Genomic DNA, 24,434 nt, shown 5'->3' with positions numbered 1-24,434 from the left:
AATGAGCTTTTTTATTTCTGATGCGGTAGCGGCAACAGGTGCTCCAGCGCAGGGCAGCCCGATGTCTCTGATTCTGATGCTGGTTGTGTTCGGTCTGATCTTCTACTTCATGATCCTGCGCCCACAGCAGAAGCGTACCAAAGAGCACAAAAAGCTGATGGACTCCATCGCGAAAGGTGATGAAGTCCTGACTAACGGTGGCCTGGTCGGTCGCGTAACCAAAGTGGCTGAAAGTGGCTACATTGCTATCGCCCTGAACGACACCACTGAAGTGGTTATCAAACGTGACTTCGTAGCTGCCGTTCTGCCGAAAGGCACCATGAAGGCGCTGTAATCCCAACTTTTCCCAAAGGGAACTGCCGTGTTAAACCGTTATCCTTTGTGGAAGTACATCATGCTGGTCGTCGTGATTCTCGTCGGCCTGCTGTACGCGCTTCCCAACCTGTATGGTGAGGATCCGGCTGTTCAAATCACTGGCGCGCGCGGTGTCGCCGCCAGTGAGCAAACGCTGATCCAGGTCCAGAAAACGTTACAAGAAGAAAAAATTACCGCTAAGTCTGTGGCTCTGGAAGAGGGCGCAATTCTTGCTCGCTTCGACACCACCGACACGCAGCTCCGCGCTCGCGAAGCGCTGATGGGCGTGCTGGGTGATAAATACGTCGTGGCGCTTAACCTTGCTCCTGCTACCCCGCGTTGGCTGGCTGCGCTGAGCGCAGAGCCAATGAAACTCGGTCTTGACCTCCGTGGCGGCGTGCACTTCCTGATGGAAGTGGATATGGATACCGCGCTGGGCAAACTGCAGGAACAGAATATCGATAGCCTGCGCAGCGATCTGCGTGAAAAAGGCATCGCGTATACCACCGTTCGTAAAGAAGATAACTACGGTATGAGCATCACGTTCCGCGACAGTGCGGCGCGCGATCAGGCTGTAGATTACCTGACCCAACGTCACCGTGACCTGGTGATCACCGCTCAGGGCAGCAACCAGCTGCGCGCGGTAATGACCGACGCCCGTCTGAAAGAAGCGCGTGAATATGCCGTTCAGCAGAACATCAACATTCTGCGCAACCGTGTAAACCAACTGGGCGTGGCTGAACCGCTGGTGCAGCGTCAGGGTGCTGACCGTATCGTTGTAGAACTGCCGGGTATTCAGGACACCGCGCGCGCGAAAGAGATTCTGGGCGCCACTGCAACGCTGGAATTCCGTCTGGTGAACACCAACGTTGACCAGTCTGCTGCCGCTTCTGGCCGTATTCCGGGTGACTCGGAAGTGAAAGAGACCCGCGAAGGTCAGCCCGTTGTGCTGTACAAACGCGTGATCCTGACCGGTGATCATATTACCGACTCCACCTCCAGCCAGGACGAGTACAACCAACCGCAGGTTAACATCTCGCTGGACAGCGCGGGTGGTAACATCATGTCTAACTTCACCAAGGACAACATCGGTAAACCGATGGCGACCCTGTTCGTGGAGTACAAAGACAGCGGTAAGAAAGACGCTAACGGCCGTGCGGTGCTGGTGAAAGAGGAAGAGGTGATTAACATCGCCAATATCCAGTCTCGTCTGGGTAACAGCTTCCGTATCACTGGTATCAACAACCCGAACGAAGCGCGTCAGCTCTCTCTGCTGCTGCGTGCCGGTGCGCTGATTGCGCCAATTCAGATTGTTGAAGAGCGTACCATTGGTCCAACTCTGGGTATGCAAAACATCCAGCAGGGGCTGGAAGCATGTCTGGCCGGTCTGGCGGTCTCTATCCTCTTCATGATCTTCTTCTATAAGAAGTTTGGTCTGATTGCCACATCCGCGCTGATCGCGAACCTGGTGCTGATCATCGGCATTATGTCCCTGCTGCCAGGGGCGACGCTGACCATGCCGGGGATTGCGGGTATCGTTCTGACCCTTGCGGTGGCGGTCGACGCCAACGTACTGATTAACGAACGTATCAAAGAAGAGTTGAGCAACGGTCGCTCTGTTCAGCAGGCGATTGATGAAGGCTATAAAGGCGCGTTCAGCTCCATCTTCGATGCGAACGTAACAACACTGATCAAGGTTCTTATCCTGTATGCAGTGGGGACTGGCGCAATCAAAGGCTTTGCGATTACCACCGGTATCGGTGTTGCAACGTCAATGTTTACTGCTATTGTCGGCACCCGTGCCATCGTGAACCTGCTGTACGGCGGCAAGCGCGTCAAAAAGCTGTCTATCTGAGGAGTGCGTTGTGGCACAGGAATATACTGTTGAACAATTGAACCACGGCCGTAAAGTCTGGGACTTTATGCGCTGGGACTACTGGGCCTTCGGCATTTCAGGTTTACTGCTGATTCTGTCCATCGTCGTTATGGGCGTAAAAGGCTTTAACTGGGGTCTGGATTTCACCGGTGGTACGGTGATTGAAATCACCCTGGAAAAACCGGTCGATATGGACCAGATGCGTCAGTCACTGCAGAAAGCGGGCTTTGAAGAGCCGCTGCTGCAGAACTTCGGCAGCAGCCGCGACATCATGGTGCGTATGCCGCCGGTACACGATGCCAACGGCAGTCAGGAACTGGGCAGCAAGGTTGTTAGCGTGATTAACGAAACAACCAGCCAGAACGCCACGGTTAAGCGTATTGAGTTCGTCGGCCCGAGCGTGGGTGCGGACCTGGCGCAAACCGGTGCGATGGCGCTGCTGGTGGCGCTGATCTCCATCCTGGTGTACGTCGGTTTCCGCTTTGAGTGGCGACTGGCGGCGGGTGTGGTTATCGCACTGGCGCACGACGTGGTGATCACCATGGGCGTACTGTCTCTGTTCCATATTGAGATTGACCTGACAATTGTGGCATCCCTGATGTCCGTTATCGGTTACTCCCTGAACGACAGTATCGTGGTATCTGACCGTATTCGTGAAAACTTCCGTAAGATCCGTCGCGGTACGCCGTACGAAATCTTTAACGTGTCGTTGACCCAGACGCTGCACCGTACCTTAATCACATCCGGTACCACCTTGATGGTGATCCTGATGCTGTATCTCTTCGGTGGTCCGGTGCTGGAAGGCTTCTCGCTGACCATGCTGATCGGTGTGTCTATCGGTACCGCGTCGTCAATCTACGTGGCGTCCGCTCTGGCACTGAAACTTGGCATGAAGCGCGAGCACCTGCTCCAGCAGAAAGTCGAGAAAGAAGGGGCGGATCAGCCGTCTATTCTGCCGTAAGACGTTTATCGCGTTATCGAAATCCCGGTCTGTTGACCGGGATTTTTTTTATCTGCTCCTGACAAACACTCCTGACAGTATGCTGTCAGGAGCCCTGTCGTAGACTCCTGTTGAACCCAAACAAGAGGCAGGAGGATGTATGAAAAGTGTGATTAACTGGTTTGAGATCCCGGTCGCGGATATGGATCGCGCCATCAAATTTTATGAGCCGGTGATGCAGGTTTCACTGAGGCGCGAGAAAATGGACAGCGCCGAGCTGGCGGTATTCCCGCATGAGGATCCGGCCACCGGCGGCGCACTGGCAAAATTTGAGGGGATTATTCCCTCGGTGCAGGGGGCCATTATCTACCTGCATACTGACAATCTGACAGCAACGCTCGATCGCATTGCCTCTGCGGGCGGCGAGTGCGTGTTTGGCCCGCTGGAGTTACCGCGCGGTATTGGTACTATTGCTTTATTTACCGACAGCGAAGGTAATCGCGTCGGCCTTCATCAACCTGCCTGAGAGCGTAAGCAAAAATGACCCGACGCGCTGACCGTTTGTTTCAGATAGTACAGATCCTGCGGGGCCGACGTCTGACAACGGCAGCGCATCTTGCGGACCGGCTGGGCGTTTCTGAGCGCACGGTGTACCGCGATATCCGCGACCTGTCGCTTTCCGGCGTGCCGGTGGAGGGCGAAGCGGGGAGCGGTTACCGGCTGATGTCGGGGTTTGACCTGCCGCCGCTGATGCTGACAAACAAGGAGTCTGAGGCGCTGATTGTGGCTATTCGCCTGCTTACCACCTGGGGCGGGGAGTCGCTGTCGCGCGAACTGGAGTCGGCACAGGAGAAAGTGCTCGCGATCCTGCCCGAAGAGAGCCGCCGAAAGGCAGAGCAGACGCGGATCTACGCCCCGGATTTTGGCATGAAAAGCCACTCCCGCAGTGATTTTGATGTCATACATCAGGCGATCTCGGCCCAGCGCGTGCTCGTGCTGCATTATCGTGACGAAGCGGGGCAATTTTCAACGCGTGAGGTTCAGCCGCTGGGGCTGTTTTTCTGGGGAGAACGCTGGCTACTGGCGTCATGGTGTGAACTGCGCGATGACTATCGCTGTTTCCGTCTCGACAGATGCCTCAAAATTGTCCTTACGGAAAGACGCTTTAGTGAGAGTGCAGACCGATCGCTGGCGGATTTTTTGCGCAAGGTGAAGCAGTAACAAGCCACGGGGAGAGGCAGCCCGCACAGGTTTTGTAGGCCGGGTAAGCGTCAGCGCCACCCGGCAACAATCACACGATTAGAAGTTGTAACCCACAACCAGGTAACCACCCCAACCGGTAGAACGGACGCTGAAGTCGCCGTTGCCGAAGTTCAGGCTGGCGTCGTCGTTCCACTGTCCACCGTTGTGCCAGTAACGCGCAACAACAGAGTAGTGCCAGTGATCGTAGTTCAGCGCCAGGATGTGGCTGGAGGCGATGGAGTCGTTGGTGCGCGCTTTCTTACCGTTCAGATCGCGGAAGTCGTTGTCGCCCAGATCGGAACCCCAGTCAAAGTTGGTGAAGCCGATATAGCTCAGGTTGCCGCCCCACAGCTGGGTGATTGGCACAAAGTATTTCACTTTGAAACGGTAACCATCCCACTCGTTTTCGTTCGCGGCACCGTAGTTCTGCCATTGATACTTAGCGTAAACGTTCAGAGACAGGCTCATTGGCAGGCCCGTGTCGATGTCGGTACCCAGACCCATATACCAGGTGCTCTGGCGACCGGACTTGTTACGGCCCATGTCGTAGATATAGTTGTTCGCGAAATACCACTCTTTGAACGGACCAAACGCCAGGCTGGTACCAGTCAGTTTATCAATAGAGAAGCGCGGTTCGATCTCCATGAACAGTGGGGAACCGTGGTTCCAGATACCTTTTGCGTCGGTGTTACCACCGAAGAAGACCGGTGCATCCATATAGCCGTAGAAATCAAACCAGTCTTTCTTGGCGAACGCTTCGTACTCCAGGTAGGTATCGTTACGGATCTGAGGTCCGAAACGGGTGTGGTAGCTGCCGACCACGTTAACGCTCTGGTGCCACCAGTCGGAGAGGTATTGTGGTTTATCGTTTTCCGCTGCGTTAACAGTGAAAGAGGAGGACAATGCCAGCACGGCGCCGGCTGCGAGTAATGTTTTTTTCATAATCATGCCACTGATTGAAATTCCCTTCCGGGAGTGAAAAATGCGCGAATTGCGTTTCTAAATATTTCGTGTTTCTGCGGAGCCTATTATAGGAATCCTTGCTCACAAAAATATGTGTTGTTTCACATATCTCTCACACGCGTAATCGATTGCGTTCACGTTTGCGTACTTTAAACGGCCGGGATTGTAGCGGCAATCATTTATGTTGCCAATCCATACGAAATGTAAATGTTAGCGGAGTGACATTTCACTCCGCTCAAAAGGAGGGGGATTACTGTGCGGCGGGTTGGATGTCGTGAATGCGGATAAAGCCTAACTGATCGGGCGTAAGGCCGCTTAACTGCAGCGGAATATCCACATCACTCGGCGCTAAAACACTGGCCGGGGCGGTGAAGAGCTGATTCTTCACGTTCACCTCCTGGTAATTCTCGGTGGTGCCCTGGATCTGGCCCCACTCGACGGTGCCGCTAAAGGCTGGCAGCGGATCGTTGGACTCACCCTGAATGCGTAATGTTGCGCGAGTACCATCCGCATTTGCCGCCACATTCACCAGCGACATTTTTAACGTGCCAACCTGGCTGTTGAGACGGGCAGGGGTGTTGGCCCCCGGCAGCAAATACACTCCGCTGGTGGATTTTGCATTCAGCGCGTTTTGCTGGGTGATCTTTACGGTCTCTTTGTTCAGTTTGTCCATTGCCGTATTGAGCGTATTCACGCTCTGTTTCATCTGGCGGACTTCGGTTTGCTGTGCACAGGCACTAAGGGTGAAGAGACTCCCCACCAGTAGAATTTTCAGGTAACGTCTTGTCATTGCGTTTAATTCCTTGAAATAACGGATCACCGTAATGGTAGCCAGCATCATCCCGACAGACATAGATCCTTTGTCTCAAAAAGCTCTTCCTTTGTTGTCAGGCCAGTTCAGGGTAAAATGAAAGTCAGTTAACCAGATAACAGGGATACCGTATGCATTGCCCATTCTGCTCCGCTGTGGATACCAAAGTCATCGATTCTCGTCTTGTGGGCGAAGGGTCTTCCGTACGCCGCCGTCGGCAGTGTCTGGTATGTAACGAGCGTTTCACGACCTTTGAGGTGGCAGAGCTGGTCATGCCGCGCGTGGTAAAAAGTAACGACGTGCGCGAGCCGTTTAACGAAGAGAAGCTGCGCAGTGGAATGCTTAAGGCGCTGGAGAAACGCCCCGTCAGCGCGGATGACGTCGAAATGGCGTTAAACCACATTAAATCTTACCTTCGTGGTCTGGGTGAACGTGAAGTGCCCAGCAAGATGATCGGCAATCTGGTGATGGAGCAGTTGAAAAAGCTCGATAAGGTTGCCTATATCCGCTTCGCCTCTGTCTACCGCAGTTTCGAAGATATCAAAGAGTTTGGCGAAGAGATCGCCCGCTTACAGGATTGAGTCCATGCAGGATGAGATGTACATGGCGCGCGCCATGAAGCTGGCGCAGCGCGGTCGATTTACCACCCATCCTAACCCCAACGTCGGGTGCGTCATTGTTAAAGATGGCGAGATCGTGGGCGAAGGTTTCCACTACCGCGCGGGCGAGCCCCATGCTGAGGTGCATGCCCTGCGTATGGCGGGTGAAAAAGCGCGTGGGGCTACGGCCTACGTGACGCTTGAGCCGTGCAGCCATCACGGGCGCACACCGCCATGCTGTGAAGCGTTGATCGCGGCGGGAGTGTCACGCGTTGTCGCTGCGATGCAGGATCCTAATCCCCAGGTGGCCGGACGTGGTCTGTACCGTCTGCAGCAGGAAGGGATCGATGTTAGCCACGGCCTGATGATGCAGGACGCGGAAGCGATTAACAAAGGCTTCCTGAAGCGTATGCGTACCGGGTTCCCGTATATTCAGCTCAAGCTGGGCGCCTCACTGGATGGCCGCACGGCGATGGCGAATGGCGAAAGTCAGTGGATCACCTCGCCGCAGGCAAGGCGCGATGTGCAACATCTGCGCGCGCAAAGCCATGCTATCCTCACCAGCAGTGAAACGGTTCTCGCGGACGATCCGGCCATGACCGTGCGCTGGAACGAACTGAATGCCGATACCCAGGCGCTGTATCCGCAGGAAAACCTGCGTCAGCCGCTGCGTATTGTCATTGATAGCCAGAACCGCGTCACGCCTGAACACCGCATTGTGCAGCAGCCCGGTGAAACCTGGATTGCCCGCACAAAGGAAGATTCACGCGACTGGCCGGAAAGCGTGCGCAGCATTATGGTGCCGGAGCACAACGGTCATCTGGATTTAGTGGTGCTGATGATGCTGCTGGGTAAGCAGCAGGTGAACAGCATCTGGGTGGAAGCCGGCCCGACGCTGGCAGGCGCACTGCTCCAGGCAGGTCTGGTCGATGAACTGATTGTCTACGTTGCGCCTAAACTGCTGGGTAGCGACGCGCGTGGCCTGTTTGTGCTGCCCGGCCTTGAAAAACTGGCCGATGCACCTCAACTCAAATTTAGCGAGATTCGTCCGGTGGGTCCGGATGTTTGCCTCCATTTAACGACAGCGTAATTGCTCCTGAAATAGGGAAGCAGTGCGCAAAGTATTATGATAAAATCCGCCCCCCTGCGGGGCCAAATGAACCCGTAAAGGAAGAGTATGAACATTATTGAAGCTGCTGTAGCTACCCCGGACGCTCGCGTCGCCATCACCATTGCGCGTTTCAACAACTTCATCAACGATAGCCTGCTGGAAGGTGCGGTTGACGCCCTGAAACGTATCGGCCAGGTTAAAGATGACAACATTACCGTTGTATGGGTTCCAGGTGCTTACGAACTGCCACTGGCAGCGGGCGCGCTGGCGAAAACCGGTAAATACGACGCGGTGATTGCGCTGGGTACCGTTATTCGTGGCGGCACTGCGCACTTCGAATACGTTGCGGGCGGTGCAAGCAATGGTCTGGCGCACGTTGCACAGGACGCTGAAATTCCTGTCGCGTTCGGCGTGCTGACCACCGAAAGTATTGAACAAGCCATCGAACGTGCTGGCACTAAAGCCGGTAACAAAGGTGCAGAAGCTGCACTGACCGCGCTTGAAATGATCAATGTATTGAAAGCCATCAAGGCCTGATTTTTTTGTAAGGGGAATTCCGTGAAACCTGCTGCTCGTCGCCGCGCCCGTGAATGTGCCGTTCAGGCACTTTACTCCTGGCAGTTGTCCCAGAACGACATCGCTGATGTTGAATACCAGTTCCTGTCAGAACAGGACGTGAAAGATGTTGACGTTCTGTACTTCCGTGAACTGCTGTCGGGAGTGGCGACTAATAGCGCGTATCTCGATGGTCTGATGAAACCCTACCTCTCCCGTCTGCTCGAAGAGCTGGGTCAGGTAGAAAAAGCAGTGCTGCGCATTGCGCTGTTTGAGCTGTCTAAACGTGATGATGTGCCGTACAAAGTGGCCATCAACGAAGCGATCGAACTGGCGAAAACCTTCGGCGCTGAAGACAGCCACAAGTTTGTAAACGGCGTTCTTGATAAAGCAGCACCTGCGATCCGTCCCCACAAAAAGTGATCCGCAAACCGGAGCTCTGCATTGCCTGACGGGCAGTGCGGCTCCGGTTTTTTCTTTTATTTGCTGAGGCATAACGTATGGCATGCGGCGAATTCTCCCTGATTGCCCGTTATTTCGACCGTGTCAGAACCTCTCGTCTTGATGTTGAAACCGGCATTGGCGATGACTGTGCACTTCTCAATATTCCCGAAAAACAGACGCTGGCAATCAGCACCGACACCTTAGTGTGCGGGCGCCATTTCTTACCTGATATCGATCCTGCCGACCTGGCGTATAAAGCGCTGGCGGTCAACGTGAGCGATCTGGCTGCGATGGGGGCCGATCCGGCGTGGTTAACGCTGGCCCTGACGCTGCCAGAGGTCGATGAACCCTGGCTTGAAGCCTTCAGTGACGCTCTGTTTGAGCAGCTTAACTACTACGACATGCAGTTGATTGGCGGCGATACCACGGCGGGGCCGCTATCGATGACGCTCGCGATCCACGGTTATGTGCCGGCTGGACGCGCGCTGAAACGCTCCGGGGCGAAACCTGGCGACTGGATCTACGTCACCGGTACGCCGGGCGACAGCGCAGCGGGACTGGCGATCCTCCAGGATCGCTTAACCGTGAACGATACTGACGACGCGGCATATCTGGTCAAACGCCATCTGCGGCCAACGCCGCGTATTCTTCACGGTCAGGCGCTACGCGAACGGGCAAGCTCAGCTATCGATCTCTCGGACGGGTTAATTTCAGATCTCGGTCATATTCTGAAGGCCAGCGGTGTCGGCGCGCGCGTTGACCTGGATCTGTTCCCGCTATCAGAGCAGCTGCTTCGACACGTCGAGCCTGAGCAGGCGCTGCGCTGGGCGCTCTCCGGTGGAGAAGATTATGAGCTGTGCTTTACCGTGCCTGAGCTCAACCGTGGGACGCTGGACGTGGCGTTAGCGCATCTTGGCGCGAAATTTACCTGTATCGGCCAGATCATGCCAGAGAGTGAAGGGCTGAAGTTTGTGAAAGATGGTGCGCCCGTTACGCTGGACTGGAAAGGGTACGATCACTTCGGGTGATGTTGTGCGATCTGTACTGCCGGGTGGCGGCTTCGCCTTACCCGGCTTACGTATTTGAGGGTTAGGGAGAGGGATTACTTAAACCCTACCACCGGATGCTGCTGATACGGTGTCTCCAGCTCGGCAACTTGCTCCGGCGTCAGCGTGATATCCACCGCATTCAGCAGTTCATCAAGCTGCTCTTCCCGCGAAGTGCCAATAATCGGTGCCGCGACGCCGCGTTTACCCAGCAGCCATGCCAGCGCGACCTGGGCGCGGGTTGCTCCGGTATCGTCGGCGATCCCGGCTAACCGTTCGGCAATTAACGCATCGCTGGCTTCTGTACTGGAATAAAGATTTTTTCCTACTTCATCCGATACCAGGCGGGCCGTGGTTTCCCCCCACGGACGGGTCAGGCGACCACGTGCCAGCGGGCTCCACGGGATCACCGCCACGCCTTCCTGATAGCAGAGCGGTAGCATCTCGCGTTCTTCTTCGCGATAGATCAGGTTGTAGTGATCCTGCATGGTGACGAAACGCGCCCAGCCATGTTGCGCCTGCAGAGCCAGCGCCTGGGCGAACTGCGACGCGTGCATAGACGATGCGCCGATGTAGCGCGCTTTACCGGCTTTCACCACATCGTTGAGCGCTTCAAGCGTCTCCTCAATGGGAGTATTGTAATCCCAGCGGTGAATTTGCAGCAGGTCGACATAGTCCATGTTCAGGCGTCGAAGGCTGTCATCAATGGAACGCAGGATCTGGGCGCGAGAGAGCCCCTCAGCCAGATCGCCCACCGGGTAATAGACCTTGGTGGCGACGACGATTTCATCACGACGCGCAAAATCGCGCAGGGCACGGCCGACGATCTCTTCACTGCTGCCGTCGGAGTAGCTGTTGGCGGTGTCAAAGAAGTTAATGCCACCTTCAATGGCGCGTTTGATGATAGGGCGGCTGCTCTCTTCCGGCAGCGTCCAGGCGTGATTACCCCGGTCAGGCTCGCCAAAGGTCATACAGCCCAGGCAAAGTCGGGAAACGTTAAGATCCGTTTTTCCTAATGTCGTGTATTGCATGGTTCCACTCCTGCTTTTTTAAACAATACGTTTAAGCATAGCAGGAGCGGAAAAGGAGAAGGATCAGGCAAGCCAGCTACGAATTTTGGCTTCAATACCAGCGGCGTCCAGGCCAATTGCCGCGCGGGCTTCGTCCTGAGTACCTTGCGGAATGAAGTGATCCGGCAGACCAAGGTTCAGTACCGGAACGGCTTTACGGTTCGCCATCAGCACCTCGTTTACGCCGCTCCCCGCGCCGCCCATGATGGCGTTTTCTTCCAGCGTCACCAGCACCTCATGGGTTTCTGCCATTTCCAGGATCAGGGATTCATCGAGCGGTTTCACGAAGCGCATATCCACCAGAGTGGCATTCAGCGCTTCAGCGACCTTAGCGGCCTCTGGCATCAGGGTACCAAAGTTCAGAATTGCCACTTTCTCACCGCGACGTTTCACCAGACCTTTACCTATCGCCAGTTTTTCCAGCGGCTGCAGCTCAACGCCCACCGCGTTACCGCGTGGATAGCGAACCGCGCTTGGACCATCCTGATAGTGATAGCCGGTATACAGCATCTGACGACATTCGTTTTCGTCGCTTGGCGTCATGATAACCATGTCCGGGATGCAGCGCAGGAACGAAAGATCGAATGCACCCTGGTGCGTCTGGCCGTCAGCACCCACGATGCCTGCGCGGTCGATAGCAAACAGCACCGGCAGCTTCTGGATGGCGACGTCATGGATCACCTGATCGTAGGCGCGTTGCAGGAAGGTGGAGTAGATCGCCACCACCGGTTTGTATCCACCAATCGCCAGACCCGCCGCGAAGGTGACTGCGTGCTGCTCGGCAATCGCCACGTCAAAATACTGGTCAGGGTATTTTTTGGAGAACTCGACCATGCCGGAACCTTCACGCATGGCCGGGGTGATGGCCATCAGCTTGTTGTCTTTCGCCGCGGTTTCACATAACCAGTCGCCGAAGATTTTGGAATAGCTCGGCATACCGCCGCTGCTTTTTGGCAGACAACCGCTGGTCGGATCGAATTTAGGTACCGCGTGGAAAGTGATCGGATCTTTTTCCGCCGGTTCGTAACCACGGCCTTTTTTCGTCATGATATGCAGGAACTGCGGGCCTTTCAGGTCGCGCATGTTCTTGAGCGTGGTGACCAGCCCCAGCACGTCGTGCCCATCAACCGGGCCAATATAGTTAAAGCCCAGCTCTTCAAAGAGTGTGCCCGGCACGACCATGCCTTTGATGTGTTCTTCGGTGCGCTTGAGCAGCTCTTTGATTGGCGGTACGCCAGAGAAGACTTTCTTGCCGCCTTCGCGCAGCGTGGAGTAAAGCTTGCCGGAGAGCAGCTGTGCCAGATGGTTGTTCAGCGCGCCGACGTTCTCGGAAATCGACATTTCGTTATCGTTCAGGATAACCAGCATGTCCGGCTTGATATCGCCCGCGTGGTTCATGGCCTCAAAGGCCATCCCGGCGGTGATGGCGCCGTCGCCGATCACGCAGACGGTGCGGCGCTGCTTGTTCTCTTTTTCGGCGGCCACGGCAATACCGATACCCGCAGAGATGGAGGTGGAGGAGTGGCCGACGCTTAAAACATCGTACTCACTCTCACCGCGCCACGGGAACGGATGCAGGCCGCCTTTCTGGCGGATCGTGCCAATTTGATCGCGACGACCCGTCAGAATTTTATGTGGATAGGCCTGATGGCCCACGTCCCAGATGAGCTGATCGAACGGGGTGTTGTAGACGTAGTGCAGCGCAACGGTCAGCTCGACCGTGCCAAGCCCGGAGGCGAAATGTCCGCTGGAGCGGCTTACGCTGTCGAGCAGATAGCGACGCAGCTCGTCGCACAGCTTCGGCAGGTTCTCTTTCGGCAACAGACGCAACTCCTGGGTGGAGTCAACTAACGCCAGTGTCGGGTATTTGGCAATATCAAAACTCATCAAAGGCTCATCGAGATAGTGTGTTTATTTATCACGCTGGATTATATAGTCCGCTAGCGCTTCCAGTGCCGAGGTATCGAGAGACTGCGCGGCCAGTTCATTCAGCGACTGGCGGGCTTCCTCTATCAGATCCCGGGCTTTACGCTGGGCTTGCTCAAGACCCAGCAGGGCGGGGTAGGTACTTTTGCCAAGCTGCTGATCCGCACCCTGACGTTTACCCAATGTTGCAGTATCGCCCACCACATCCAGAATGTCATCCTGAACCTGGAACGCCAGACCGATACTTTCTGCGTATCTGTCCAGAATCGGCAGGGCTTTGCGCCCCTGTTCACCCGCGCTCAGTGCGCCCAGGCGAACGGCGGCACGGATGAGTGCGCCCGTTTTATGCCGGTGAATACGCTCCAGCTGTTCCAGATTAACCTGACGTCCTTCTGCCTCCAGATCCAGCGCTTGCCCACCGCACATTCCGGCAACGCCGCTGGCCATCGCCAGCTCGGAAACCATTGCCAGACGGTCGCGATCGCTGACTTCTGCCATCGGCGCATCGCTCAGAATAGAGAATGCCAGCGTTTGCAGGGCATCCCCCGCCAGGATGGCATTCGCTTCGCCAAACTTAATATGGCAGGTTGGCTGACCGCGACGCAGATCGTCATCATCCATCGCCGGTAAATCATCGTGGATCAGCGAGTAGGCATGGATGCACTCAACGGCGGCAGCCGGGGCGTCCAGCGTAGTATCGCTGATACCAAACATATTGCCTGTGGCGTAGACGAGGAACGGGCGCAGGCGCTTTCCACCCAAGAGTGCGCCATAGTGCATGGCCTCAACCAGTGGAGTGTTCTGAAAAGGTTGTGGCGCAATAAAACGGCGCAGGGCGTCGTTGGCGCGTATGACTCGCGCCTGAAGCTCGTTAGCAAAATCCATTTACTCGGCGTCCGGTGTGAAAGGCGTTGTCTTAGCGTCTTCGCTATCGGAAAGCAGGATCTGCACACGCTGCTCGGCCTGCTGCAGTTTAACCTGCCCCTGGCGCGCCAGCTGCACGCCACGCTCGAATTCGTTGAGCGCCTCTTCCAGCGGTAAATCACCGCTCTCAAGGCGGGTGACGATCTGCTCCAGTTCACTCAGCGCAGTTTCAAAACTGGCCGGTGCGTCGTTCTTCTTCGGCATAGTGAATTGACTCTTATATTCTCAGCCCCAACATGGTAACGGACTCGGGGCAATTATCAAATAACGCGCAATGTGCACAGGAACGGCGCGATGGTGGTATACTTGCGCGCCTGGATGCAGCCACGGGTGTGGGCTGTAATATTATTTTCCATTACAAGCCTTAATACGCTTGCCTAAGAAACATTGCCGCCATGAAGTTTATCATTAAATTGTTCCCTGAAATCACCATCAAAAGCCAATCTGTGCGTTTGCGCTTTATTAAAATTCTCACCGGGAACATTCGTAACGTTTTAAAACACTACGACGAAACCCTCGCCGTGGTGCGCCACTGGGATCACGTTGAAGTCCGCGCGAAAGATGAAAACAAACGTCAGGACATTCGCGACGCGCTGACCCGTATTCCGGGTATTCACCATATTCTGGAAGTGGAAGATGTTCCGTTCACTTCCCTGCATGACATCTTCGAAAAAGCGCTGGTGCAGTATCGCGACCAGATCGAAGGCAAAACCTTCTGCGTGCGCGTGAAGCGTCGCGGCAAGCACGAATTCAGCTCTATCGAGGTGGAACGTTACGTTGGCGGCGGTCTGAACCAGCATGTTGAAACGGCGCGCGTGCGTCTGACCAACCCGGATGTCACCGTGAACCTGGAGATCGAAAACGATCGCCTGCTGCTGGTGAAAGGGCGTTACGAAGGTATCGGCGGCTTCCCAATCGGTACTCAGGAAGATGTGCTGTCCCTGATTTCCGGTGGTTTCGACTCTGGCGTCTCCAGCTACATGCTGATGCGTCGCGGCTGCCGTGTGCATTACTGCTTCTTTAATCTGGGCGGCGCGGCGCATGAAATCGGCGTGCGTCAGGTGGCACACTATCTGTGGAATCGCTTTGGCAGCTCGCACCGAGTGCGCTTTGTGGCGATCAACTTCGAGCCAGTGGTTGGCGAAATCCTGGAGAAAGTGGATGACGGCCAGATGGGCGTGGTCCTCAAGCGTATGATGGTGCGTGCGGCCTCTAAAGTAGCGGAACGCTATGGTGTGCAGGCGCTGGTCACCGGTGAAGCGCTGGGCCAGGTTTCCAGCCAGACGCTGACCAACCTGCGTCTCATCGACAATGTCTCTGACACCCTGATCCTGCGTCCGCTGATCTCTCACGACAAAGAGCACATCATCGATCTGGCGCGCGAAATCGGCACTGAAGATTTTGCCCGTACCATGCCAGAGTACTGCGGCGTGATTTCGAAGAGCCCGACGGTCAAAGCGGTAAAAGCGAAGATCGAAGCGGAAGAAGAGAACTTTGATTTCAGCATTCTGGATAAAGTGGTGGAAGAAGCCTCCAACATCGACATCCGTGAGATTGCCCAGCAGACCGAGCAGGAAGTGGTTGAAGTTGAAACCGTGAGCGGTTTCGGTGCCAACGACGCGATTCTGGATATCCGCTCCGTTGATGAGCAGGACGACAAGCCGCTACAGGTGGAAGGGGTGGAAGTGGTTTCTCTGCCGTTCTATAAGCTGAGCACCAAATTTGGCGACCTCGACCAGAGCAAAACATACCTGCTGTGGTGTGAGCGTGGGGTGATGAGTCGCCTGCAGGCGCTGTATCTGCGTGAGCAGGGCTTTGCGAATGTGAAGGTGTATCGTCCGTAGTTTTTTGCGGGGGTGTGTGGCTTGATGCCCTCACCCCGACCCTCTCCCACGGGGAGAGGGCGCAAACATTAAAAACGGCAACCTGAGGTTGCCGTTTTGCTTTTACCTACCGCCACCCGGCTTTTCTTTGCACTACTCTTCATAGTAGTTATAAATCCCCGCCGCCATCACCAGCGTGGAGGCGACTTCGTAGGCTTTCTCCCGCCCGACCAGCAGGTCAACAATCTTTAAGCCAAAGTCTATCGCGGTACCAGGCCCCTGGCTGGTGAGCAGGTTGACGCGCGGATCCCAGACGACGCGTTTATCCACCCACTGCTCTTCCGGGATGGTCTCTTTCAGCCCCGGGAAACCGGTCATGTTACCGATGGGAAAGATATTATGCGGAACCAGCACGGTACCGGCGGCGGCACAAATGGCAGCAACGATACGTCCCGACAGATGAAACTGTCTGACGGTTTCGACTAACAGAGTGCTGTCGCGAAAATACTCCGCCCCTTTCAGGCCGCCGGGCAGCACGATGATGTCATAGTCCCCGTCGGCCACCTGTACCAGTGGCGCATCCGCGAGGAGTTTCACTCCTCGGGAGCAGGTAATAGCCAGGTTGCCATCGCTGGCGACGCTGGCGGTGGTCACCTGAATACCACCACGCACCATGATATCGATGGTGGTGACCGCTTCTGTCTCTTCGCTACCAGGGGCGAGGCAAACCAGTGCCGACGCGCTCATATTCACTCTCCTTACGTTTTACCAGGTCATACAGGCGGGCGTTTTCCGGCACAATGATACCGTGTGCGCGGGCGCGTTTTAGCAGATAGCCGGTGATGTAGTCGATTTCCGTGTGGCGTAGCGCCCGAACATCCTGCAACATGGATGAGATATTTTCTGCCGTACTATCAATAACCTGCTCGACATAATAGCGTAAATCATCCGCCGATGTGTGTAAGCCTTCACGCTCGATCACCGAGGCGACCTCGGCACAGAGGGTGGCAACCTCCTGCGGATGGTGCTTCAGTTCCCCGTTCGGGCAGTCCCACAGCGCCGTCAGCGGATTGATCACACAGTTAACGGCCAGCTTACGCCACAGCTGAGGGCGGATGTTGTTGTGCCAGGCCACGTCCGGAAGCACCGTTTGCAGAATGTCTGCCAGATAACTGTAGTCGCCGTCCTGATCCCGGGCAGGTCCAATATGCGTGACGCCGCTGGCGACATGCACAATGATATTGCCGTCACGGCGTGCGGCGTGCGTGGTGGTGGCCATCAGCAGCGGCTGCACAATGCTTTTCAGTTCATCAATCGTCCCCATGCCGTTATGCAGCAATAAAACGGGCGACGTGGGGGGAAGCTGGGCGGCCAGCGTTTTTACCGCATCTGAAACTTGCCACGCTTTGAGCGTCACCAGCAGCAGGTCGCTATGCGCCAGGAAATCAGGATCGTTCGCGGTGAGGGATTCGTTAAAGATACTTCCGTCTTCACCAATCAGGTTTACACTGCAATAGGGCTGAGGTACGCGCAGCCAGCCCTGAACTTCGTGTCCGTGCTTGCATAGTGCGGTCAGCCAGAGTTGACCAAGGGCTCCGCATCCGAGCACTGTAATTTTCATTGTTCCTCCTCACCTGCAACTGCGCCAGGTGTTACGGCCTAAGTATAGCGCCGTCAGCTAAGCTTCTGTTGAGTTATGCCTCGTAGCGGGTATTATGCAACGCAACAAAAATGAAGGGAGAAGAAAAGATGCCATCTTTCGATATTGTTTCCGAAGTTGATATCCAGGAAGTTCGCAACGGCGTAGAAAACGCAACCCGCGAAGTTGAGTCACGTTTCGATTTTCGTGGCGTTGAAGCCTCGTTTGAGCTGAACGATGCCAATAAGACCATTAAGGTGCTGAGCGAATCTGATTTCCAGGTCAACCAGCTGCTCGATATTCTGCGTGCCAAGCTGTTAAAACGCGGCATTGAAGGGACCTCGCTGGATGTACCGGAAGAGTTCGTGCACAGCGGTAAAACCTGGTTTGTTGAAGCCAAACTGAAGCAGGGCATTGAGAGCGCGGTTCAGAAGAAAATCGTTAAGCTCATCAAAGACAGCAAGCTGAAGGTTCAGGCGCAGATCCAGGGCGAAGAAATTCGTGTTACCGGAAAATCCCGTGATGATCTGCAGTCCGTCATGGCGCTGGTGCGCGGCGGCGATCTGGGACAACCGTTCCAGTTTAAAAACTTCCGCGATTAAAACGAAAAAGCCCGGTTTAACCGGGCTTTTTTTCAGGCTTTCAGCGCCTGTTCAACTTCAAAGCGGTTTGTCACCTTACTGTCTATTTTGACATACGCGCTGCGCTCTTCTGCCGCGAGAAGCACTTCACTCACGCCCTCTGTCGATGCAAGACGCTGTTTAAGCGCATCGTTGATCTCAACGCCGTCAGGAATTTCTACCCGCAGGCTACTGACGTAGCGCGGCTCTTTCATTGTACCGGCAACCAGCAGCCAGACCGTCGCCAGCAGTGCGCCTGCGAGGAAGACGGTTTGGGAATCAAACAGGCCGTCGACCCAGCCGCCGAGGGCACCGCCAATGGCCACGCCGATGAACTGGCTGGTGGAGTAAATCCCCATCGCCGTGCCTTTATAACCGGCAGGGGATTCTTTGCTGATCAGCGACGGCAGCAGGGCTTCCATCAGGTTAAACGCCAGGAAGAAGAGCTGCACACCGGCAACCAGTTCCCAGAAGTGGGGGCCAGCGCCCCAGAGCACGATCTCGGCAATCAGCAATACCGCCACACAGCCAATGAAAACGCGCTTCATTTTGCGCTTCACTTCGGCATAGATAATAAACGGTACCACCGAGACGAACGAAATCACCATCGTCACCAGATAGATTTTCCAGTGTTCTGCCGCCGGGAAACCTGCGGCAGCCAGTTGACCGGGCAGGGCGACAAAGGTCGACATCAGCAGAATGTGTAGACACATAATGCCGAAGTTAAGCTTCAACAGGCGCGGCTCAACCAGTACCTTGCTAAAGCAGCCTTTGACCATCCCGGATTCACGGTTGAGGACGTGGTTTTTGCTGTCCGGTACCACCCACAGCGTTAAGGCAATACCGATGGTCGCCAGCACGGCAATCATCCAGAACAGGGCGTGCAGGCCAAGCGTGTGGGTAATAATGGGGCCGAGCACCATCGCAATCGCAAACGTGACGCCAAAGCTCACGCCAATAAATGCCATCGCTTTGGTACGGTTCTGTTCACGGGTTAAATCCGACAGCAGCGCCATCACGGCGGCGGCAATCGCGCCGGAGCCCTGCAGGGCGCGGCCAAGAATAATTCCCCAGATGGAGTGGGAGAGGGCGGCGATGATGCTACCGAGCACAAAAACCAGCAAACCACCGACAATGAGCGGCTTGCGGCCGACGCGGTCAGAGAGCAGACCAAACGGGATCTGGAATACCGCCTGAGCCAGACCATAAATACCAATCGCCAGGCCAATCAGCGCTTCGCTGGCGCCCTGCAATGCCATGCCGTACGTGGTCAGAACAGGCAGGACCATAAACATGCCAAGCATCCGTAGCGAGAAAACAGTCCCTAAACCCCAGGTCGCACGCAGCTCGCCCGGTGTCATTTTATAATCGTTCATTGCCACCTCAATTCAAAAGCAGGCCATAGTGTAGTGCGGGGAAGGGGCGGGGTAAATAAAGGGTTATTTAACAAATATTACATGCGTTATTGATAGATTCAGTGAATAAAAAAGGGTGCCGAAGCACCCCTTTATTCACCTGTTGTGGCTTACCAGACGTAAGTCAGCAGGTTATGCGAATCCGGCACCATAAAGTCCACGGACATCATCACGGACAGCGAGGTGATGGCAACAATCGAGAACACAAACAGTTTGCGCGCCCAGACTTTGTCATCTTCCACTTTGTAACCGCGCAGGGCCATACCGAGCCACCAGACGCTTACCGCTGCGGCCACCGCCAGATATTTATACCCGGCGTAACCTCCCAGCGAGAGCATCAGCGTTGCCACGGCAAAGGCGATGATGTACAGCGTGATGTGGTTCTTGGCAACGGAAATACCTTTCACGACCGGCAGAACCGGAATGTTCGCTGCCTGATAATCCTTAAAGCGGAAAATCGCGATGGCATAGGAGTGCGGCATCTGCCACAGGCTAAAGATAGCCAGCAGGATCAGCGCACCGCTGTCGAACTCGTTCGTGACGGCGCAGTAGCCAATCACCGGCGGCGCAGCGCCGGAGAGAGAACCAATCAGCGTGCCGTAGACGGAGTGACGCTTCATATACAGGCTGTAAACGCCCACATACACCACGAACCCCATCACCCCCAGCCAGCAGGCCAGCGGGTTAGCACCAAACCACAGCAGCATAAAGCCAGCAATACCCAGCAAGGTGGCGTACACCAGCGAGACGGAAGGGGCGATCAGGCCTTTCACCAGCACCCGATTTTTGGTCCTTTCCATCTTCTTGTCGATATCCATGTCGATGTAGTTGTTAAATACACAACCGGACGCAACAACCAGTGACACACCGACCAGCGTGTAGATAAAGAGGGTGTAATCAATGCTGCCTTTGGAGGCCAGCAGGAACCCTCCGATCACGGAGATCAGGTTGCCAAAGATGATGCCTGGTTTCGTTACTTGCAGGTATTGCTTAAACATACTCGCCGCTCTTAGTGAACCATCATGTTGTAGTTAAGGTTCCACATAATCCAGATGGAACCGACTACCAGGATAGCGATGATAATCACGGTAAAGATGAAAGCCGTCATGTTCCAGCCTTCATCGGACTTGGTGTTCATGTGCAGGAAGCAAACCAGATGCACCAGAATCTGAATCACCGCGGTCACCAGGATTGCACCCAGAATAACCGGCTTAGACGCAGAACCGCTCATCACCATCCAGAACGGGATCACCGTCAGGATGATCGACAGGATAAAACCTGTCATGTAGGTTTTTACGCTACCGTGGGAAGCGCCATGATCGTTTGAATGACTCATTACATCGCCCCCATCAGATAGACAACAGAGAACACACAGATCCACACCACGTCCAGGAAGTGCCAGAACAGGCTCAGGCACATGATACGGGTACGGTTAGTGCTGGTCAGGCCGCGACGGGAGATCTGGAACATCAGAACCGCCATCCAGATCAGACCGGAGGTCACGTGCAGACCGTGGGTACCGACCAGCGCGAAGAACGCAGACAGGAAGCCACTGCGATCCGGCCCGAAGCCTTCCATAATCAGGTGATGGAATTCATAGATTTCCATCCCGATGAATCCAGCACCAAACAACCAGGTCAACGCCAGCCAGGAGACAACCTGGCTCTTGTTGTTTTTGTACATGGCGATAGCCGCCATGCCGTAGGTGATGGAGCTGAATAACAGCAGTGCGGTTTCAACCAGAACGAACGGCAGTTCAAAAATGTCCTTGCCGGTCGGGCCGCCCGCTGTGCCGTTCACCAGAACGGCATAGGTTGCGAACAGACAGCAGAACAGAATGCAGTCGCTCATCAGGTAGATCCAGAACCCGAAGACTTTCGTCGGTCCTGTATCGTGGTGCGCATGTTCATGCGCGTGGGCAGTCGAGTGCGCCAGAGTATCAGTTGCCATTTTTCAGCCCCGCTTTAGAAATCTCGTCGAAATGCTGATTTTCCAGCTTTTCAACTTCACGGACTGGTACGTAGTAGTCCACGTCCTCGTCAAAGCTCTTCACAATCCAGCTGATTACGATGCCAGCGAAGCCAACAATCGCCATCCACCAGATGTGCCAGATCATTGCGAAACCAAATACCGTTGCGAAAGCGGCAATCACGATGCCCGCTGCGCTGTTTTTCGGCATATGGATCTCTTCGTAATGGTCAGGTTGCTTGTACGCTTCACCTTTTTCTTTCATTTCCCAGAATGCATCACGTTCGTGAATGTGCGGCACTACGGCAAAGTTATAGAACGGAGGTGGAGAAGAGGTCGCCCACTCCAGCGTACGGCCACCCCATGGGTCACCGGTCAGGTCGCGGTTCAGGTTACGGTCACGGATGGACACGTAGTACTGAATCAGCTGGCACAGGATACCGCAGGCAATCAGCGCGGCACCGCCCGCTGCAACCATCAGCATTGGGTGGAACTGCGGATCGATCTGCTGGCTCAGACGACGGGTCATACCCATGAAGCCCAGCACGTACAGCGGCATAAATGCTACGAAGAAGCCAATGATCCAGAACCAGAACGCGCGTTTACCCCATTTCTCGTTCAGCGTGAAGCCGAACGCTTTTGGCCACCAGTAGGTTACGCCAGCGAAGCAGCCGAAGACCACGCCACCGATGATAACGTTATGGAAGTGCGCAATCAGGAACAGACTGTTGTGCAGAACGAAGTCAGCACCCGGTACCGCCAGCAGTACGCCGGTCATCCCACCTACAGAGAAGGTGACGATGAAGCCGATGGTCCACAGCATCGCTGAGTGGAACACGATACGGCCCTGGTACATGGTGAACAGCCAGTTGAAGATCTTCACCCCGGTAGGGATGGCGATAATCATGGTGGTAATACCGAAGAAGGCGTTTACGTTCGCGCCCGCACCCATAGTAAAGAAGTGGTGCAGCCAAACGATGAACGACAGAACGGTAATACAGACGGTTGCCCACACCAGAGAGGTGTAACCAAACAGACGTTTACGCGAGAAGGTTGCTGCGATTTCGGAGAACACACCGAAGACAGGCAGAACCAGAATGTACACTTCCGGGTGACCCCAGGCCCAAATCAGGTTGATGTACATCATCATGTTGCCACCCATGTCATTCGTGAAGAAATGGGTGCCCAGGTAGCGGTCCAGGGTCAGCAGCGCGATGGTGACGGTCAGAATTGGGAAGGATGCGATAATCAGTACGTTGGCGCACAGAGATGCCCAGGTAAATACCGGCATCTTGAACATGGTCATACCAGGCGCACGCATCTTCAGGATGGTCACGAAGAAGTTGATACCGGTCAGGGTGGTACCGACACCGGAGAGCTGAAGCGCCCAAATCCAGTAGTCAACGCCAACGCCCGGGCTGTACTCAATTCCTGACAGCGGTGGGTAAGCCAGCCAGCCGGTCTGAGCAAATTCGCCCACGCCCAGTGACAGGTTAACCAGGATAACGCCGACAACCGTAAACCAGAAGCTCAGGTTGTTCAGGAACGGGAACGCAACGTCGCGCGCGCCGATTTGCAGCGGAACGACAACGTTCATCAGACCGATAACCAGCGGCATCGCCACGAAGAAGATCATGATAACGCCGTGAGCGGTAAAGATCTGGTCGTAGTGGTGCGGTGGCAGGAAGCCGGCTTCACCCGCAGACGCGAGTGCCTGCTGGCTACGCATCATGATCGCATCCGCAAAGCCACGAATTAACATGACGATACCGACGATGCAGTACATGATACCGAGTTTTTTGTGGTCAACCGAAGTCAGCCACTCGTTCCACAGGTAGCTCCACTTACCGAAGTAAGTGATCAAGGCCAGTAAGGCCGCGCCACCGATGATAATGGCAGCCACCGTAACCATGATAATCGGTTCATGGTAGGGCACTGCATCCAGTGTCAATTTTCCGAACATTTTCTTCCTCGGCCCCTTAGTGAGCGGTTTCCGCGTGGCTCATGTCCATGCCTTCCATACCTTCATGCGCACTATGCTCGCCTTCAGGCTGGGTCATGTCCATGCTCTTGCCGTGATCCATAAATTTGCCAATAACGTCTTTGAACAAATCAGGTTTCACGTTAGAGAAGTACTCCACCTTGTTGTATTCGCTAGGTGCAGCCACTTTTTCGAACGCCGCCATGTCAGACATGGTGTTTGGAGACTGCTTCGCTTTTGCAACCCATTGGTCGAAAGCGGCACGGTCCGGCGTCGCAATAGCTTTGAACTTCATACCTGAGAAGCCCGGGCCGCTATAGCTGGCGGAGATACCATCATAGGTGCCTGCTTCATTCGCGATCAGGTGCAGGTTGGTCTGCATACCGGCCATCGCGTAAATCTGGCTACCCAGACGTGGGATGAAGAAGGAGTTCATTACGGAGTTGGAGGTCACTTTGAACTGAACCGGAGTGTTCGCCGGGAAGGCGATTTCATTCACGGTAGCAATGCCCTGCTCTGGATAGATGAAGAACCATTTCCAGTCCATGGAGACCACTTCGATGGTAATTGGTTTTTCATCGTGAACCAGCGGTTTGCTTGGCTCAAGTGCGTGAGTGGTTTTCCAGGTCAGCACAGCGAGGAACAGGATGATCAGAATAGGAACCGTCCAGACCACAGCTTCCACTTTATTGGAGTGTGACCAGTTAGGGCTATACTTCGCATCTTTATTGCTCGCACGATACTTCCAGGCGAAACCAACAGCCATCAAAATGGCTGGAATAACCACAATCAACATCAGGCCAAATGCCGTCAGTATCAGTGAACGTTGTTCCAGTCCAATCTGTCCTTTGGGGTCAAGTAGTGCAGAATCGCAGCCACTGAGTAATACAGTGCCTGCGAATAATGACAACCATCCCAAACTTTTATTGTATTTCCTGAGTCTCATTTAACGACCTCAATTCCACGGGAGTCTGGTGGCGTTTAAAGTGTGGGGGCATTTTACGGGAAGGTTACATTACTGTAAACATCATTAGGCCTGTGTCAGGAAGGTGTTACCGGGTTCTGCCGCACATGTCACAAGTGTTGCAAATTATGTCGGTTTTTATGACCGAAGCCGCATGGCATGG

26 protein-coding genes are annotated in these 24,434 nt (G+C 54.9%); 12 read left to right on the top strand and 14 right to left on the bottom strand.

The window, feature by feature from the left end; genetic code table 11:
- Position 1: 1 nt before the first annotated feature.
- The 5 genes from yajC to EQV24_RS11145 all read left to right on the top strand — a co-directional run bounded on the left by yajC (position 2) and on the right by EQV24_RS11145 (position 4,391).
- On the top strand, positions 2–334 hold the full coding sequence (gene yajC, locus EQV24_RS11165) for a preprotein translocase subunit YajC (protein ID WP_000007630.1): 333 nt from the start codon (positions 2–4) through the stop codon (positions 332–334).
- A gap of 27 nt (positions 335–361) precedes the next feature.
- Complete coding sequence (gene secD, locus EQV24_RS11160) at positions 362–2,209, top strand: protein translocase subunit SecD (RefSeq protein ID WP_071830016.1); 1,848 nt, start codon at positions 362–364, stop codon at positions 2,207–2,209.
- Positions 2,210–2,219: 10 nt separating this feature from the next.
- Positions 2,220–3,191: a protein translocase subunit SecF gene (secF, locus tag EQV24_RS11155; protein ID WP_013095834.1), complete on the top strand. Its 972-nt coding sequence runs from the start codon at positions 2,220–2,222 to the stop codon at positions 3,189–3,191.
- Positions 3,192–3,330: 139 nt separating this feature from the next.
- Positions 3,331–3,696, top strand: a complete 366-nt coding sequence (locus EQV24_RS11150; RefSeq protein WP_020686373.1) for a VOC family protein — start codon at positions 3,331–3,333, stop codon at positions 3,694–3,696.
- A 14-nt stretch (positions 3,697–3,710) separates the two neighbouring features.
- Complete coding sequence (locus EQV24_RS11145) at positions 3,711–4,391, top strand: YafY family protein (RefSeq protein WP_020686374.1); 681 nt, start codon at positions 3,711–3,713, stop codon at positions 4,389–4,391.
- A 78-nt stretch (positions 4,392–4,469) separates the two neighbouring features.
- On the opposite strand, the gene EQV24_RS11140 is transcribed toward EQV24_RS11145, so the two are convergent.
- Together EQV24_RS11140 and EQV24_RS11135 are read right to left on the bottom strand one after the other, a co-directional pair.
- Complete coding sequence (locus EQV24_RS11140) at positions 4,470–5,354, bottom strand: nucleoside-specific channel-forming protein Tsx (RefSeq protein ID WP_025756198.1); 885 nt, start codon at positions 5,352–5,354, stop codon at positions 4,470–4,472.
- 271 nt (positions 5,355–5,625) lie between these two features.
- Positions 5,626–6,165 (bottom strand): DUF3251 domain-containing protein, encoded by a 540-nt coding sequence (locus EQV24_RS11135; protein ID WP_014830864.1) that lies wholly within the window; start codon positions 6,163–6,165, stop codon positions 5,626–5,628.
- A 152-nt stretch (positions 6,166–6,317) separates the two neighbouring features.
- Between EQV24_RS11135 and nrdR the strand changes: the two genes are divergently transcribed.
- The 5 genes from nrdR (at position 6,318) to thiL (ending at position 9,923) form a co-directional block, all read left to right on the top strand.
- On the top strand, positions 6,318–6,767 hold the full coding sequence (nrdR, locus tag EQV24_RS11130) for a transcriptional regulator NrdR (protein ID WP_008503337.1): 450 nt from the start codon (positions 6,318–6,320) through the stop codon (positions 6,765–6,767).
- A gap of 4 nt (positions 6,768–6,771) precedes the next feature.
- Entirely contained in the window at positions 6,772–7,875 is a 1,104-nt protein-coding gene (gene ribD, locus EQV24_RS11125; RefSeq protein WP_013095839.1) for a bifunctional diaminohydroxyphosphoribosylaminopyrimidine deaminase/5-amino-6-(5-phosphoribosylamino)uracil reductase RibD, read from the top strand.
- 87 nt (positions 7,876–7,962) lie between these two features.
- Positions 7,963–8,433, top strand: a complete 471-nt coding sequence (ribE, locus tag EQV24_RS11120; RefSeq protein WP_003859098.1) for a 6,7-dimethyl-8-ribityllumazine synthase — start codon at positions 7,963–7,965, stop codon at positions 8,431–8,433.
- 21 nt (positions 8,434–8,454) lie between these two features.
- Entirely contained in the window at positions 8,455–8,874 is a 420-nt protein-coding gene (nusB, locus tag EQV24_RS11115; protein WP_006809908.1) for a transcription antitermination factor NusB, read from the top strand.
- Positions 8,875–8,951: 77 nt separating this feature from the next.
- Positions 8,952–9,923 carry a thiamine-phosphate kinase gene (gene thiL, locus EQV24_RS11110; RefSeq protein WP_013095840.1) on the top strand — a complete coding sequence of 324 codons (972 nt, stop codon included), beginning with the start codon at positions 8,952–8,954 and terminating at the stop codon, positions 9,921–9,923.
- A 74-nt stretch (positions 9,924–9,997) separates the two neighbouring features.
- Here the strand turns inward: thiL and EQV24_RS11105 are convergent, their stop codons facing one another.
- The 4 genes from EQV24_RS11105 to xseB all read right to left on the bottom strand — a co-directional run bounded on the left by EQV24_RS11105 (position 9,998) and on the right by xseB (position 14,065).
- Positions 9,998–10,972, bottom strand: coding sequence for an aldo/keto reductase (locus tag EQV24_RS11105; RefSeq protein WP_038985384.1), 975 nt, complete (start codon positions 10,970–10,972; stop codon positions 9,998–10,000).
- Between the two features lie 63 nt (positions 10,973–11,035).
- Positions 11,036–12,898 carry a 1-deoxy-D-xylulose-5-phosphate synthase gene (dxs, locus tag EQV24_RS11100; RefSeq protein WP_023622252.1) on the bottom strand — a complete coding sequence of 621 codons (1,863 nt, stop codon included), beginning with the start codon at positions 12,896–12,898 and terminating at the stop codon, positions 11,036–11,038.
- Positions 12,899–12,922: 24 nt separating this feature from the next.
- The gene (gene ispA / locus EQV24_RS11095) at positions 12,923–13,822 is read right to left on the bottom strand and encodes a (2E,6E)-farnesyl diphosphate synthase (protein WP_014830869.1); all 900 of its coding nucleotides are present in this window, start codon (positions 13,820–13,822) and stop codon (positions 12,923–12,925) included.
- A complete protein-coding gene (gene xseB / locus EQV24_RS11090) occupies positions 13,823–14,065 on the bottom strand; it encodes an exodeoxyribonuclease VII small subunit (protein WP_008503331.1) in 243 nt (80 codons plus the stop codon).
- Between the two features lie 191 nt (positions 14,066–14,256).
- Here xseB and thiI point away from each other — a divergent pair, with 191 nt between their 5' ends.
- Positions 14,257–15,705 carry a tRNA uracil 4-sulfurtransferase ThiI gene (thiI, locus tag EQV24_RS11085; RefSeq protein WP_020686381.1) on the top strand — a complete coding sequence of 483 codons (1,449 nt, stop codon included), beginning with the start codon at positions 14,257–14,259 and terminating at the stop codon, positions 15,703–15,705.
- A 132-nt stretch (positions 15,706–15,837) separates the two neighbouring features.
- Here the strand turns inward: thiI and yajL are convergent, their stop codons facing one another.
- Both yajL and panE read right to left on the bottom strand, forming a co-directional pair.
- Positions 15,838–16,431: a protein deglycase YajL gene (gene yajL, locus EQV24_RS11080; RefSeq protein WP_013095845.1), complete on the bottom strand. Its 594-nt coding sequence runs from the start codon at positions 16,429–16,431 to the stop codon at positions 15,838–15,840.
- A complete protein-coding gene (gene panE / locus EQV24_RS11075; RefSeq protein WP_130626580.1) occupies positions 16,394–17,305 on the bottom strand; it encodes a 2-dehydropantoate 2-reductase in 912 nt (303 codons plus the stop codon). The genes yajL and panE overlap by 38 nt, the downstream gene beginning before the upstream one ends.
- A 128-nt stretch (positions 17,306–17,433) precedes the next feature.
- Between panE and EQV24_RS11070 the strand changes: the two genes are divergently transcribed.
- Entirely contained in the window at positions 17,434–17,925 is a 492-nt protein-coding gene (locus EQV24_RS11070; RefSeq protein ID WP_008503327.1) for a YajQ family cyclic di-GMP-binding protein, read from the top strand.
- Positions 17,926–17,957: 32 nt separating this feature from the next.
- Here EQV24_RS11070 and EQV24_RS11065 read toward each other — a convergent pair whose 3' ends face one another.
- From EQV24_RS11065 to cyoA, 6 genes are all read right to left on the bottom strand, one after another.
- Entirely contained in the window at positions 17,958–19,319 is a 1,362-nt protein-coding gene (locus tag EQV24_RS11065; RefSeq protein WP_097534047.1) for an MFS transporter, read from the bottom strand.
- A 149-nt stretch (positions 19,320–19,468) separates the two neighbouring features.
- Positions 19,469–20,356, bottom strand: coding sequence for a heme o synthase (cyoE, locus tag EQV24_RS11060; protein WP_013095848.1), 888 nt, complete (start codon positions 20,354–20,356; stop codon positions 19,469–19,471).
- Positions 20,357–20,367: 11 nt separating this feature from the next.
- The gene (locus tag EQV24_RS11055) at positions 20,368–20,694 is read right to left on the bottom strand and encodes a cytochrome o ubiquinol oxidase subunit IV (RefSeq protein WP_006176899.1); all 327 of its coding nucleotides are present in this window, start codon (positions 20,692–20,694) and stop codon (positions 20,368–20,370) included.
- Positions 20,694–21,308 (bottom strand): cytochrome o ubiquinol oxidase subunit III, encoded by a 615-nt coding sequence (locus EQV24_RS11050; RefSeq protein WP_003859057.1) that lies wholly within the window; start codon positions 21,306–21,308, stop codon positions 20,694–20,696. Before EQV24_RS11050 ends, EQV24_RS11055 begins: the two co-directional genes overlap by 1 nt.
- Positions 21,298–23,289 (bottom strand): cytochrome o ubiquinol oxidase subunit I, encoded by a 1,992-nt coding sequence (gene cyoB / locus EQV24_RS11045; protein WP_013095850.1) that lies wholly within the window; start codon positions 23,287–23,289, stop codon positions 21,298–21,300. The genes EQV24_RS11050 and cyoB overlap by 11 nt, the downstream gene beginning before the upstream one ends.
- 16 nt (positions 23,290–23,305) lie before the next feature.
- A complete protein-coding gene (gene cyoA, locus EQV24_RS11040; RefSeq protein ID WP_013095851.1) occupies positions 23,306–24,253 on the bottom strand; it encodes a cytochrome o ubiquinol oxidase subunit II in 948 nt (315 codons plus the stop codon).
- Between the last annotated feature and the right edge of the window lie 181 nt (positions 24,254–24,434).

It is taken from the genome of Enterobacter sp. A8 (assembly GCF_004296595.1).
Classification (GTDB): domain Bacteria; phylum Pseudomonadota; class Gammaproteobacteria; order Enterobacterales; family Enterobacteriaceae; genus Enterobacter; species Enterobacter cloacae.
The sequence above is the reverse complement of the archived record's forward strand: the minus strand, read 5'-3'. Positions and strand labels throughout refer to the sequence as shown.

Coding starts and splice junctions, on each gene's coding strand:
- yajC (WP_000007630.1), top strand. CDS start 2: ATGAGCTTTTTTATTTCTGATGCGGTAGCGGCAACAGGTGCTCCAGCG.
- EQV24_RS11150 (WP_020686373.1), top strand. CDS start 3,331: ATGAAAAGTGTGATTAACTGGTTTGAGATCCCGGTCGCGGATATGGAT.
- EQV24_RS11145 (WP_020686374.1), top strand. CDS start 3,711: ATGACCCGACGCGCTGACCGTTTGTTTCAGATAGTACAGATCCTGCGG.
- EQV24_RS11140 (WP_025756198.1), bottom strand. CDS start 5,354: ATGAAAAAAACATTACTCGCAGCCGGCGCCGTGCTGGCATTGTCCTCC.
- EQV24_RS11135 (WP_014830864.1), bottom strand. CDS start 6,165: ATGACAAGACGTTACCTGAAAATTCTACTGGTGGGGAGTCTCTTCACC.
- nrdR (WP_008503337.1), top strand. CDS start 6,318: ATGCATTGCCCATTCTGCTCCGCTGTGGATACCAAAGTCATCGATTCT.
- ribD (WP_013095839.1), top strand. CDS start 6,772: ATGCAGGATGAGATGTACATGGCGCGCGCCATGAAGCTGGCGCAGCGC.
- ribE (WP_003859098.1), top strand. CDS start 7,963: ATGAACATTATTGAAGCTGCTGTAGCTACCCCGGACGCTCGCGTCGCC.
- thiL (WP_013095840.1), top strand. CDS start 8,952: ATGGCATGCGGCGAATTCTCCCTGATTGCCCGTTATTTCGACCGTGTC.
- EQV24_RS11105 (WP_038985384.1), bottom strand. CDS start 10,972: ATGCAATACACGACATTAGGAAAAACGGATCTTAACGTTTCCCGACTT.
- dxs (WP_023622252.1), bottom strand. CDS start 12,898: ATGAGTTTTGATATTGCCAAATACCCGACACTGGCGTTAGTTGACTCC.
- ispA (WP_014830869.1), bottom strand. CDS start 13,822: ATGGATTTTGCTAACGAGCTTCAGGCGCGAGTCATACGCGCCAACGAC.
- xseB (WP_008503331.1), bottom strand. CDS start 14,065: ATGCCGAAGAAGAACGACGCACCGGCCAGTTTTGAAACTGCGCTGAGT.
- thiI (WP_020686381.1), top strand. CDS start 14,257: ATGAAGTTTATCATTAAATTGTTCCCTGAAATCACCATCAAAAGCCAA.
- yajL (WP_013095845.1), bottom strand. CDS start 16,431: ATGAGCGCGTCGGCACTGGTTTGCCTCGCCCCTGGTAGCGAAGAGACA.
- panE (WP_130626580.1), bottom strand. CDS start 17,305: ATGAAAATTACAGTGCTCGGATGCGGAGCCCTTGGTCAACTCTGGCTG.
- EQV24_RS11070 (WP_008503327.1), top strand. CDS start 17,434: ATGCCATCTTTCGATATTGTTTCCGAAGTTGATATCCAGGAAGTTCGC.
- EQV24_RS11065 (WP_097534047.1), bottom strand. CDS start 19,319: ATGAACGATTATAAAATGACACCGGGCGAGCTGCGTGCGACCTGGGGT.
- cyoE (WP_013095848.1), bottom strand. CDS start 20,356: ATGTTTAAGCAATACCTGCAAGTAACGAAACCAGGCATCATCTTTGGC.
- EQV24_RS11055 (WP_006176899.1), bottom strand. CDS start 20,694: ATGAGTCATTCAAACGATCATGGCGCTTCCCACGGTAGCGTAAAAACC.
- EQV24_RS11050 (WP_003859057.1), bottom strand. CDS start 21,308: ATGGCAACTGATACTCTGGCGCACTCGACTGCCCACGCGCATGAACAT.
- cyoB (WP_013095850.1), bottom strand. CDS start 23,289: ATGTTCGGAAAATTGACACTGGATGCAGTGCCCTACCATGAACCGATT.
- cyoA (WP_013095851.1), bottom strand. CDS start 24,253: ATGAGACTCAGGAAATACAATAAAAGTTTGGGATGGTTGTCATTATTC.